6 protein-coding genes are annotated in these 12,301 nt (G+C 71.7%); 5 read left to right on the top strand and 1 reads right to left on the bottom strand.

Features of this window, described 5'->3' with window-relative positions:
- Positions 1 to 3: 3 nt before the first annotated feature.
- The 4 genes from ACQPZK_RS07735 to fxsT (ACQPZK_RS07750) are packed head-to-tail and all read left to right on the top strand — an operon-like array spanning position 4 to position 9,621.
- Positions 4 to 621, top strand: a complete 618-nt coding sequence (locus ACQPZK_RS07735) for a TIR-like protein FxsC (protein ID WP_433537624.1) — start codon at positions 4 to 6, stop codon at positions 619 to 621.
- The gene (locus tag ACQPZK_RS07740) at positions 618 to 1,868 is read left to right on the top strand and encodes a TIR-like protein FxsC (RefSeq protein WP_433537625.1); all 1,251 of its coding nucleotides are present in this window, start codon (positions 618 to 620) and stop codon (positions 1,866 to 1,868) included. Before ACQPZK_RS07735 ends, ACQPZK_RS07740 begins: the two co-directional genes overlap by 4 nt.
- A complete protein-coding gene (gene fxsT / locus ACQPZK_RS07745; protein ID WP_433537626.1) occupies positions 1,858 to 5,733 on the top strand; it encodes an FxSxx-COOH system tetratricopeptide repeat protein in 3,876 nt (1,291 codons plus the stop codon). Before ACQPZK_RS07740 ends, fxsT (ACQPZK_RS07745) begins: the two co-directional genes overlap by 11 nt.
- 30 nt (positions 5,734 to 5,763) lie before the next feature.
- Complete coding sequence (gene fxsT / locus ACQPZK_RS07750; RefSeq protein ID WP_433537627.1) at positions 5,764 to 9,621, top strand: FxSxx-COOH system tetratricopeptide repeat protein; 3,858 nt, start codon at positions 5,764 to 5,766, stop codon at positions 9,619 to 9,621.
- Positions 9,622 to 9,689: 68 nt separating this feature from the next.
- Here fxsT (ACQPZK_RS07750) and ACQPZK_RS07755 read toward each other — a convergent pair whose 3' ends face one another.
- Entirely contained in the window at positions 9,690 to 10,598 is a 909-nt protein-coding gene (locus tag ACQPZK_RS07755; RefSeq protein ID WP_433537628.1) for an alpha/beta fold hydrolase, read from the bottom strand.
- A 259-nt stretch (positions 10,599 to 10,857) separates the two neighbouring features.
- On the opposite strand from ACQPZK_RS07755, the gene miaB reads away from it, so the two are divergent.
- Entirely contained in the window at positions 10,858 to 12,297 is a 1,440-nt protein-coding gene (gene miaB / locus ACQPZK_RS07760) for a tRNA (N6-isopentenyl adenosine(37)-C2)-methylthiotransferase MiaB (RefSeq protein ID WP_433539139.1), read from the top strand.
- Positions 12,298 to 12,301: the final 4 nt, after the last annotated feature.

Below are 12,301 nucleotides of genomic sequence, written 5' to 3' on the forward strand. Positions count from 1 at the left end.
TTCTTGAGCTATTCCCGTCCGACGGTACGGCGGGCCGGCAACAATCCCCAGGAGTACGTCTGCCGATTCTTCGACGACCTCTCCACCCACGTCAGTGAGCTGGTCGGGCTGCCGACCGGGGTTGATCCCGGCTTCATGGACAGCACGCTCTCCGGTGGTGAGCGATGGACCCCCGAGCTGCTGAACGCGGCCGGCACCTGCCAGGTTTTCATCCCGTTGGTGTCCAGCGCTTTCCTCAGCAGCGCATGGTGCGCGATGGAGTGGCACGCCTTCGCGCGACGCAGGATCGAACCGCGCAGTCCGGGCGCCTCCGCGCACGAGACGGCGATCGTGCCCGTCAACTGGTCACCGACCGCCGAGGCGTCACTGCCGCCGAGCATCCGTGCCATCCAACGGTTCTCGCCGACCGCGATACCGGACGACAACACCGTTGCGCGCCAGTACGAGCAGGAGGGGGTCTACGGATTGCTGACCATGCAGATGGAGCAGGCGTACCGCGCGGTGGTGTGGCGTCTCGCCCAGCGGGTGGTTGCTATCCATCGGACCTACCGGGTACACCCGATGGTGCCCAAGGGCGTCGACGAGTTGCACACGCTCTTCGACGAGGAGGCAGCCGTATGATGCCGCGCACTGCCGCCGGGACGGCGCCGACGCGTGAGACCTACTTCTTCCTGAGCTACGCGCATTCCGCGCCGGTGCAGAGCGCCCGCACCGACACCGATATCTGGGTCGGTCGGTTCTTCGCTGACCTGTCCGGTGAGGTGGGTCGGTTGGCGGCGCCACGGCCGGGCGTGGAGATCGGCTTCATCGACCAGCACATACCACCGGGCGCCGATGTGAAGGCGGCCCTGGCGGGCGCCCTGGGCGCGGCGCAGGTGTTCGTGCCGCTCTACTCGCCGGGCTACTTCAACCGGCCGTGGGCGTTGGGCGAGCAGGAGTCGTTCCTCGCCCGGCTGGGCACCGTCGCGGACGCGGCGCCGGTGCCTCCCGTCGTGCCGGCCGAACACGTCGTGCCGGTCCTCTGGATCCCGGTCCCCAGCTGGGACAACCATCCCGAACTCGGCAGCGCACTGGACCTGGGACGGGACGTCCCCGCGTACGCCGAGAACGGCATGCGCGCGCTCTGCATGCTCGGCGCCTACCGGGAGCAGTATCAGCTCCTGCTCCGGCGTCTGGCGCGGCGGATCGTGGAGCCCACCCGACGGTTCTGGCTGCGCCCGTCGCGGGCGCCGGATCTGGACGAGGTCTCGCGGCAGACCTCGGCCGACCCGGCGTTCGTGGTCGCGGTGCTGGCGCCCACGTGGGACCAACCGCCAAAGGGACGGGAGGCGTCCTCGTACGCCGACCGCAGTCGGCTGTGGCGTCCGTTCGGGGCACGACAGGAACTTCCCCTGGCCGACTACGCCGCGAGCACCGCCGAGCGACTCGGTCTGCCGGTGCGTACCACTGACTTCGCCGACGCCGAGGACCTGCTCGAGGTCCGTCCGGGCCTGGTCCTGATCGATCCGTGGATCACCGAGCGTCCCGGCGGCGTGGCCGCCCTGCGGGCTGCCGCGCGGGCGCTTCCGCCGTGGGCGGTGCCGCTCCTGGTGACCGACGCCGACGACCCGCGCGACGCGCAGCGCGGCGCGGACCTGGCGCGGCTCGCGCTCGGCGTGTTGCAGGACTCCGGCGTGACGCGGGCCCGGTGGGTCGGCCGGATGGACGAGTTCGCCGGACTGATACCGGCACTGGTGACCGAGGCCCGACGGCTGTACCTGAAGCACGGCGCGGTGTTCCCGGCAGCGGTGCCCAGCACCCGGCCACCCAGCCTGCGCACCTCGGTCTCGTCATCGTTCGAAGCCCCGGAGATGCCCGATGAGCAATGAGCGCGACGGTCAGATAGTCACCTTCTACTCGTTCAAAGGCGGAACGGGCCGGACGATGGCGCTGGCCAACGTCGCGTGGATCCTGGCTGCCAACGGCAAGCGTGTGCTGGTCACCGACTGGGATCTGGAATCGCCCGGCCTGCACCGCTTCTTCCACCCGTTCCTCGATGTGGCGGCGGTCGGCAGCACCGGCGGGGTCATCGACCTCATCCACGACTACGAGTCGGAGACGATGCGCAACGCGGAACGGCCGGAGGGCTGGGTCGAGCAGTACGCCCGGGTCAACCGGTACGCATTCTCGCTGGGTTGGGAGTTCCCGGGCGTCGGCGGGTTGGACTTCCTCTCCGCTGGTCGGCAGAACAGCGACTACGCCGTCTCGGTGAGCGGCCTGGACTGGGACACCTTTTACCACCGGCTGGGTGGCGAACGGTTTCTTGAGGCGTTGCGCGCGGACATGAAGCGCGAGTACGACTACACCCTGATCGACAGCCGTACCGGGCTCAGCGACGTCGCCGACATCTGCACACTGCACCTACCGGATGTCCTGGTCGACTGCTTCACCCTCAGTGACCAGGGCATCGAGGGTGCCGCCCAGGTCGCACGCGCCGTCGCCGGCCACTATCCGCGTCGCAACATCCGGATCCTGCCGGTGCCGATGCGGGTCGACCAGGCGGAGAAGGAGAAGGCCGACGCCGGGCGGGCGCTTGCGATGCGCCGTTTCGCCGGGCTCCCCACCGGCATGACGGAGGCGGACCGCCGACGCTACTGGGCGGCGGTGGAGGTGCCCTACCGGCCGTTCTACGCGTACGAGGAGACGCTGGCGACCTTCGGCGACGGGCCCGGCTCGCCCACCTCGCTGCTGGCGGCGTTCGAAACGCTGACGGCCGAGCTGACCGACGGGGCGGTGCGTGCGATGCCGCCGATGGACGAGTCGGTGCGCGAGCGGGAAAAGGCGCGTTTCCGGCGCCGCCACGAACTCCCCGACGACGACCTCATGCTCCGCTACGCCCCGGAGGACGCGGTCTGGGCGGAATGGATCGAGCGGGTGCTCAGCTCCGCCGGCGTGCGGGTCGTCGACTGGACCCAGCCGGCCGAGCCCACCGTCCAGCCACCGGCCCGTACGCTGACCATCCTCTCCTCCGCCTACGTGGCTCTGCCTCCCGCCGCGTTGCCCCCGCGGGACCCGGTCGCCGGCACCACCCCGCTGGCGGCCTACGTGAGCGACCTGCGGCCGCTCGCGGAGTTCGCGGTGGCCTCCTCCACCCATCTGGTCAACGTCAGCGCGACGACGGCGGCGGAGCGACTGCTCCGGCTGGTCGACCGCCCACCCCCGTCGCGCGCCGACGGTCCCGGCGATGCCGGCCTGCGCTTTCCGGCCGCCGAGCCAGCCGTCTTCGAGGCCCCGAACCGCAACGCGCGGTTCACCGGTCGAGAAGGCGAGCTGGCCATCCTGCGCCGGCACCTGATCGGCGGCGGGGCTGCCGCCGTGCCGGTCGCTCTGCAGGGGATGGGTGGCGTCGGCAAGACCGAACTCGCCCTGGAGTACGTGCACCGGTTCAAGTCCGCGTACGACGTGGTCTGGTGGATCACCGTCGGCGCGACGGAGTCGGCCGACGCGGACGTGGAGAAGTCGCTGGCGGCCCTCGCCGCGCGGCTCGGCGTCGGTGGCCATCCGAACCGGGTGGACGACGTGAACGCGGTTCTGGACGCGCTCGGGCGGGGTGAGCCCCGGCGATGGCTGCTGGTGATCGACAACGCGGAAGAGGTCGACCTGGTCGAACGCTTCCTGCCGCGCGGCGGCGGGCACGTGCTGCTCACCTCCCGCAACCCCGCCTGGGGGGACCGGGCCACCCCGATCCAGGTCGATGTCTTCGCCCGCGCGGAGAGCGTCGTCCACCTGCGGCGCCGGGTGCCCTCCCTCACCGACGAGGAGGCGGACCGGATCGCCGACGCGCTCGGAGACCTGGCGGTCGCGGTGGCCGCCGCCGGGGCGTACCTGGCGGACGCTGGCACATCGGTCGACGCGTACCTGGAGCAGATCGAGCGGCACGGTCCCAGCGCACTGTCCGTGGAGGCCACCTGGGATCTCTCACTGGCGCGACTGCGCACGCAGTCACCGGCGGGATATCGACTGTTGCAGCTCTGCTCCGTGCTGGCCTCGGAGATCGACCTGGATCTGCTGCACAGCGACGAGATGGCGCAGGCGTTGGCGCCATTCGACCCGTCGGTCTCGGAACGTCTGGTCCGTGGGGCGCTGGTCCAACGGATCAACCGGTCGGCCCTGCTCACCATGAACATGCCGAAGCGGCGGGTGCTGGTGCACCGCCTGCTCCAGGCGGTTGTCCGGGAGGGGATGACCGCGGACGAGGTCGCCGAGACCCGGCACGAGGTGCACCTGGTGCTGGCGGCGTCCCGGCCTCGCGGCGACGCCGACGATCCGCAGACCTGGGACCGGTTCCGGACGCTCTGGCCGCACATCGAGGCGTCCGGCGCGGTGCGCTGCCATGACGAGTCGGCCCGGGAACTGATGATCGACCGGGTGCGGTATCTCTGGCGTCAGGGTGAGCTCGACCTGGCGAACGCGTTCGCTGAAGAGGTTGACGCGGTGTGGTCGCTGCGACTGAATCGCCTCTACGGCACGGACGAGTTGGCCACCCTGCGTCGACAGGTGCTGCACCTGCGCTTCAACCGGGCGAACGTGCTGCGGGCACTCGCCCGCTACGACGAGGCCCTCGCCCTGGACGAGCAGGTCCTCGACGAGCAGCGGGCGTTGCTGGGCGACCGGCACCCGCAGACCCTGATGACCGCCGGCAGCCTGGGCGCCGACCTACGGGCTCTCGGTCGGTACACCAAGGCGATCGAACGTGATTGGGAAACCTACGACGCCTGGCGCGAGGAGCTCGGCGAGGAGCATCCGCGGACGCTCTCCGCGGCCAACAACCTCGCCCACTCCTACCGCCTCGTGGGTGACTTCCGATCGGCACGGGTTCGGGACGAGGCCGTGCTCCAGCTCCGCCGGGCGGTGCAGGGGGCGGAGAATCCGTACACCCTGCACTCGGCCGCCCAGCTGGCACGCGACCTGCGTGAGGCCGGCGAGTACGACAAGTCCGTCGTGTTGTTGCGTACCGTGCATAACCAGTTGGCGAGCCTCAAGGAGATCGGCAGCGAGGCGGGGGACACCCTGAACGCCCAGGTCAGCCTCGCCGTATCGCTGCGCAGCGCAGGCCACCCGACGGAGGCGGCGGGGCTCCTCGACGCGGCGTACCCGGTGCTGGAGGAGAAGTTCGGACGGGACAATCCGGAAACCCTGATCTGCCGCGCCGCCCTGGTGGCCAATCTGCTGGCCCTGGGCGAGACCGATCGCGCGGTGACCGAGGCGGAGCAGGTGGCGAGGATCTACGAGCAGTGGCTGGGGGTCCTGCACCCGCACACGCTGGGCGCCCTCAGCAACCTCGCCGCGGCGCAGCGGGCCGTGGGTCGGGTGACGGAGGCGCGCGCGACAGCCGAACGGGCCGCCACCGCGCTGCGTGAGGTGCTCGGGCCGGACCACCCGCACACCCTCGCCGCGGAGGAGAACCTCGGTATCTGCCTCGCCGAGGAGGGCGACCGGCAGGCCGCGCTCGAACGCCTCCGCGCTGTCGCCGACCGCTGGGTGGCCACCTCCGGTCCGCGCCACCCGGACGCTCTGCGCTGCCTGGCGAACCTGGCGCTCGTCGCGCGCGAGAGCGACGGCGACCGACCCTCCGCGACGATCACCACGCAGGTGGTGGAACTGGGCGGGGTGGTCGCGGCCGAACACCCGAGCGTGCGGGCGCTGCGGGAGGGGAGGCTGGTCGCCCGGATCGTCGACCCCCACCCCTTCTGACCGATGCGACTCCGGGACCGGAGGAAAGTCATGGAGACCGATCGCGAAGGGCAGGTCGTCACGTTCTACTCGTACAAGGGTGGGACGGGCCGGACGATGGCGCTGGCCAACGTGGCCTGGATCCTCGCGGCCAGCGGCCGGCGGGTGCTCGTCGCCGACTGGGATCTCGAATCACCCGGCCTGCACCGCTACTTTCACCCCTTCCTCGACGCCGAGACGATCGCGGGCGCCAGCGGCGTGATCGACATGATCCGCGACTACGAGTGGGAGACCTCCCGCGTCGGCGAGCGGCCGGACAACTGGATGGAGCAACACGCGAGGGTCGGCCGCCACGCGCTCCCGCTGCGGTGGAACTTCCCGGACGGTGGCACGCTCGACTTCCTTCCCGCCGGCCGGCAGAACAGCGACTACGCGGCCCCGGTGAGCGGGCTGGACTGGGACAGCTTCTACAACCGGCTGGGCGGGGCGCAGTTCTTCGAGGCGCTGCGGGCGGACATGAAGCGGCGGTACGACGTCACCCTGATCGACAGCCGAGCGGGTCTGAGCGACGTCGCCGACATCTGCACGCTGGACCTGCCGGACACCCTGGTCACCTGCTTCACCCTCAGCGACCAGGGCGTCGACGGTGCGGCCCGGGTCGCGCACCTGGTGCGGGACCGCCACCGGCGGCGCGACATCCGGGTGCTTCCGGTGCCGATGCGGGTGGACGAGGCGGAGAGGGAGCGGGCCGAGGCGGGCCGCCTGCTGGCCGTGCGCCGGTTCGCCGGTCTGCCGACGGGCCTGACCGAGGCGGAGCGGCACCGGTACTGGGCGGCCGTGGAGATCCCGTACCGGCCGTTCTACGCGTACGAGGAGAAGCTGGCGACGTTCGTCGATCCGCCCGGCTCGCCCTCGTCGCTGCTGTCCGCGTTCGAGACGTTGACCGGGATCCTCACCGACGGCGCGGTGACCGCGCTGCCGGCGATGGACGAGGCGGTACGTGAGCGGGTCAAGGCCCGCTTCCACCGGCGCAGCGAGACCTTCGACAACCAGATCGTGCTCCGCTGCGCCCCGGAGGATGCCGTCTGGGCCGAGTGGCTGGAACGGGTGCTCAGTTCGGCTGGTATGCAGGTGGTGGACCCGGCGTCGGCCGCCGGCACGCCCGCCCCGCGCACGCTGACGGTGGTCTCGCCGGCCTACGTGGCGGCGCCGCCCGGCGCTCTGCCGGCCTACGACACCAGGACCGGCTCGACAGCCCTCGCCGTGTACGTCGCTGACCTGCGCCCACTGGCGGAGTTCCCGGGCCCGCGCTCGACCAACCTGGTCAACGTGAGCGCCGCGACGGCCGTGGAGCGGGTGCTGCGCCTGGTCGGCCGGCCGGTGCCCTCGCCCGGGGACGCCCCGGCGGGCGGAGGCGCCCGCTATCCCGGGACCGAGCCGCTGATCTTCCACGCGCCCAACCGCAACGCCCGGTTCACCGGCCGCGAGGACTACCTGGCGCAGCTACGCGCGCAGTTGCGCAGCGGAGGCAGCACGGCGGTGCTGCCGGTCGCGCTGGCCGGCATGGGCGGCGTCGGCAAGACGCAGGTCGCCCTGGAGTACGTGCACCGGTTCAAGGCCGCCTACGACGTGGTCTGGTGGGTCGTCGCGGATCCGCCGCAGTTCATCGACACCGCCCTCGCCGACCTGGCGGCCCGGCTCGGCATCACCACCGGGCCCACCCTGCCCGACACCGTCCGCTCGCTGCTTGAGATGTTGGGCCGCGGCGAGCCGTACGAGCGGTGGCTCATCGTGTTCGACAACGCCGAGGAACTCGACCACGTCGAGCCCTTCCTGCCCCGGGGGCCCGGGCACGTCCTGCTGACCTCCCGTAATAGCGCCTGGGCTGACCGGGCGCACCCGATCCAGGTCGACGTCTTCGACCGGGCGGAGAGCGTCGCCCACCTCGCCCAGCGCGTGCCCGCGATCAGCGCGAAGGAGGCCGACCGGGTGGCGGAGACGCTCGGCGACCTGCCGATCGCGGTGGCCGCCGCCGGCGCGTGGCTCGCCGACACGGGCACGCCGGTGGCCGACTACCTGCGGCAGATCGAGCGGCACGGCCCCAGCGTGCTCTCCGTGGAGGTCTCCTGGGACCTGTCGCTGAACCGGCTGCACGACCAGGCGCCCGCCGCGTACCGACTGTTGCAGCTCTGCTCGGTGCTCGCTCCGGAGATCGCCCTCGACCTGATCTACAGCGACGAGATGGCGGCCGCCCTCGTGCCGTTCGACCCGTCGGTGTCGGAGCGGCTCATGCGCGGCGCCCTGGTCCAGCAGATCAATCGGCTGGCGCTGCTCAAACTGGACGCGCAGGGCGGTCGGGTCCAGGTGCACCGGCTGTTGCAGGCGGTGGTCCGGGGCCGGATGACCGACGACGAGATCGCCATGGCCCGGCACCAGGCGCACCTGGTGCTGGCCGCGTCCCGACCGAGCGGCGATGTGGCCGACCCGACCACCTGGCCCCGACTGCGCATGCTCTGGCCGCACCTGGAGGTCTCCGAGGCGGTGATCTGTACCGACGAGTCGGTGTGCCAGCTGCTGATCGACCGCGTCCGCTACCTGTGGCAGCGCGGCGGCCTCGAGCAGGCCGACGCGTTCAGTCAGCAGGTGGACGACAGCTGGTCGGCGCGGCTGCGGGATCTCGATGACGAGGGCGCGGCCACGGCGCTGAGCCGACAACTGCTGCACCTGCGGTTCAACCGGGCGAACATCCTGCGCAGCATGGGCCGGTTCGCGGACGCCCGCGAGCTGAACGAGGCGGTGCTGGCCGAGCAGCAGCGGCTGCTGGGTCCGTTGCACCCGCACAGTCTGATGACCGTCGGCAGTCTCGCGGGTGACCTGCGTGCGCTCGGCCGCTACGCCGAGGCGCTGGAACGGGACCGGTCCACCTACGCCTCCTGGGTCCAGCTGTTCGGCGAGGACCATCCCCGGACGTTGAGCGCGGCCAGCAACCTCGCCGTCTCGTACCGGCTGGTCGGGGACCACCGGTCGGCCCGCCGGTGGGACGAGGAGGTGCACCAACGGCAGCGACTGGTGCTCGGCCCCACCCACCCGGACACGCTGCTCTCCGCTGTGCACCTGGGTAGCGATCTGCGCGAGGCCGGCGAGTACGAACGGTCGGCGACCCTGCTGCGCACGGTGTACGACACGTACCGCGAGGTGCTCGGGCCGCAGGACAGCCAGACCCTGGCGGCGCAGGTCAACCTGGCGCTGTCCCTACGCAGCTGCGGTCGGGGGAGTGAGGCCGCGCCGATGTTCGAGACGGCGTACCGCGAACTGGACGAACGGTTCGGGCCGGACAACCCGGACACGGTGGCGTGCCGATCGAGCCGCGCGGCGAACCTGTTGGCGGTCGGTGAGGCGGCCCGGGCGCTTACCGAGTTGACCGCCGTGCGCCAGGCGTTCGAGGATCTGCTCCGGCTCGGCCCGGAGCACCCGCACGTCCTGGCGACCGTGAGCAACATGTCGGCGGCGGAACGCGCGCTCGGCCGCAAGTCGGACGCACTCGCGTCGGCGGCCCGGGCGGTCGGTGAGCTGCGTAAGGTGCTCGGCCCCGACCACCCGCACACGCTCGCGGCCGAGGTCAACCAGGCGGTGTGCCTCGCCGAGGAGGGGGACGGGGAGTCGGCGCGGGACCGGCTGCGGGAGACCGCCGGCCGGCTGGCCGCGGTGATCGGCGCGGAGCACCCCGACACGCTTCGCTGCCTCGGCGATCTCGCTCTGGTGGCCCAGCGGGTCGGCGACAGCGGCGCCGAGGACGTCGGCGTCGTGGCGGACCGGCTGGCCGTGGTGATCGGCGCGGAGCATCCCAGCGTACGGACCCTGCGGGAGCGACGGTTGGTAGTCCGGGTGATCGACCCGCACCTGCTCTGATCGACTCGTTCGGCGGGCGGGTCGGTCGTCCCGGCCGGCCCACCGATCGGGCCGTGCCGAGTCGGCGGTCAGAGCCGAGGGCCTGTCGCGAGGGCCGACGTGGCCAGCCAGGTCAGGGTCTGCGGGAGGATCTCCACCGCCCCGAAGTGCCCGGCCCCCGGCTGCACCTGTACCTCGGCGCGCCGGATCCGCGCGGCGAGCCAGTGGGAGTGCTCCACGGGGGAGAAGCGGTCCTGCTCACCGTGCCAGAGCCGGACCTCCGCGCGGATGGCGCCCAGGTCGAACCCCCAGCCGCGCCGGATCGCCAGCACGTCGTCGATCCAACCCTCGGGGCCGTGTCGCAACGCCTCGGAGTACGTGTCGGTGAGCAGCCGGCGGATCGCGACGTCGTCGACGATCCGGATGTCCTCGTCGGGCAGTTGGGGGCGGAGGAAGTCCAGCAGCGTCATCGGGTCCCGGCGGGCTTCGTCGGCGCGCACCTTGAGGTTGAGCGTGAGCGCGGCCAGGTCCTCGTCGGCCTGCCCGTAGTCCTCGACGTCCGATTGCGCCATGCCCGCGTACCAGTCCAGGTCGGGAGCGCCGGCCGGGGCGAGACCCACGAGCACGGCGGCCCGGGTGACCCGGTCGGGCAGCAGCGCGGCACAGGCCAGGGCGTGTGGCCCGCCACCGGAGCGGCCCACCACCGAGAACCGCTCGATGCCGAGGTCGTCGGCGATCGTCGCCACGTCGGCCGCGGCGTCGGCCACCCGCCGACCCTCGCGCCGGTCGGAGTCGCCGTAGCCGGGTCGGTCGTAGCAGACCAGGTGCACGCCGAGGCGGTGGACGACGATGCCCCGGGGCCGGGGGCCGCTGCGGCTGCCCGGGGTGCCGTGCAGCAGGAAGACCGCGGGCCCGTCCGGTGCGCCGGAGGTCTCCACCGCGAGGTGCCGTCCGTCCGGGGTCGTGACGGTGCGCTGTGTCGCATCTTGTCGCGTCACGGTTGGCCTCCCGCGGGTCGTCAGGTGCTACCACGTGAAGGGAGCCGCGCATCGTCGGCACCGAGTGCAAAGCCCCCGAAATCGCCCAGATCGCATGCTTGTTGTGCAGCGTACTGCCTGTCGTGGATACCCGCCATGGGCCAGCGGGTCAATGCCGGTGGGTGAGGGCTCCGGAAGGGGCCGCTACCCTGGTAGCCCGAGGGGAAGGGGCACCAAGAGGGTGGCTAGGACCTACAACGTCGTGACGTACGGCTGCCAGATGAACGTGCACGACTCCGAGCGCATCTCCGGCCTGCTCGAACAGGCCGGCTACGTGCGCGCGCCCCAGGCCGACGACACCCCGGACATCGTCGTCTTCAACACCTGCGCTGTGCGGGAGAACGCCGACAACCGCCTCTACGGCAACCTCGGTCATCTGCGCCCCGTGAAGGACAAGCACCCGGGGATGCAGATCGCCGTCGGTGGTTGCCTGGCGCAGAAGGACCGGGGCGAGATCGTCCGCAAGGCGCCCTGGGTGGACGTGGTCTTCGGCACGCACAACATCGGCGCGTTGCCGGTCCTGCTGGAACGGGCCCGGCACAACGCCGCCGCCGAGGTGGAGATCCTGGAGTCGCTGGACGTCTTCCCGTCCACGCTGCCGACCCGCCGCGAGTCCACGTACGCCGGCTGGGTCTCGATCTCGGTGGGCTGCAACAACACCTGCACGTTCTGCATCGTGCCCTCCCTGCGTGGCAAGGAGAAGGACCGCCGCCCCGGCGACATCCTCTCCGAGGTGCGCGCCCTTGTCGACGAGGGCGTGTTGGAGGTGACGCTGCTCGGTCAGAACGTCAACTCGTACGGCGTCGAGTTCGGCGACCGGTACGCGTTCGGCAAGCTGCTGCGCGCGACCGGGGAGATCGACGGCCTGGAGCGGGTCCGGTTCACGAGCCCGCACCCGAAGGACTTCACCGACGACGTGATCGCCGCGATGGCCGAGACGCCGAACGTGTGCCACTCGCTGCACATGCCGTTGCAGTCGGGCTCCGACGACGTGCTGAAGGCGATGCGCCGGTCGTACCGCTCCGAGCGGTACCTGGGGATCATCGAGAAGGTCCGGGCGGCGATGCCGGACGCGGCGATCACCACCGACATCATCGTCGGCTTCCCGGGTGAGACCGAGGCCGACTTCCAGCGCACGCTGGACGTGGTGCGTGAGGCCCGCTTCTCGTCGGCCTTCACCTTCCAGTACTCCAAGCGCCCCGGCACCCCCGCCGCGACCATGGACGGCCAACTGCCCAAGCAGGTCGTGCAGGAGCGCTACGAGCGGCTGATCTCCTGCGTCGAGGAGATCACCTGGGCGGAGAACAAGCGACTCGTGGGGGAGACCGTCGAGGTGCTGGTCGCGGTCGGCGAGGGCCGCAAGGACGAGCGGACCGGACGGCTGTCCGGCCGGGCCCGCGACGGCCGCCTCGTGCACTTCGACGCCGGCACCTTCGCCGGGTCGATCCGCCCCGGCGACATCGTGCACACCGAGATCACGTACGCCGCGCCGCACCACCTCAACGCCGACGGCGCGCCCCTGTCGCACCGCCGGACCCGGGCCGGTGACGCCGCCGAGGCCGGCCGCTCTCCGCGTACCCCCGGGGTGTTGCTTCCACTGCCCACGGTCGGTGCGCCGGCCGCGGCGCCCGCGCCGACGACCGGCTGCGCCGCTCACTGACGCC

This window comes from Micromonospora sp. CA-249363 (genome assembly GCF_050950185.1).
GTDB lineage: Bacteria > Actinomycetota > Actinomycetes > Mycobacteriales > Micromonosporaceae > Micromonospora.